1 protein-coding gene is annotated in these 328 nt (G+C 69.2%); it reads right to left on the bottom strand.

Going from position 1 to position 328, the window contains the following annotated elements; all coding sequences use genetic code 11:
• On the bottom strand, positions 1-312 hold a 312-nt coding region (locus tag ADK67_RS13455), incomplete at its 3' end, for an ATP-grasp domain-containing protein (protein WP_269435995.1).
• Positions 313-328 lie beyond the last annotated feature (16 nt).

The raw sequence follows: 328 nt of genomic DNA on the forward strand, positions 1-328 counted from the left end.
GCTCATCGACGTCGGCGCGTGGTGCACGTCGTCGTCGAACGTCCCGCCCTCGGCGGTGATGCGGTCCACCACCGACCCGAGGTACACCTCGCCGTCCCACGCGACGGCCTCCATCAGGTACTCCTTGCCGTCGAGGAAGGACTCGACGAGCAGCCCGTTGGGGCCCAGGTCGATGCCGTCCGCCTCGGAGTTGGCCCAGAACAGGTCCTGGATGCCGCGCGCGGCCTGCTCGTAGCGTTCGGTCAGTTCGGTCTCGTCGTCGCAGCGGAAGACGAAGTGGCTGCCCGCGCCCAGGGTCGGCTTCACGATCACCGGGTAGCCGAACGCG

Origin of the sequence: Saccharothrix sp. NRRL B-16348, from assembly GCF_001280085.1 — a bacterium.
In the GTDB taxonomy this organism is placed as follows: Bacteria; Actinomycetota; Actinomycetes; order Mycobacteriales; family Pseudonocardiaceae; genus Actinosynnema.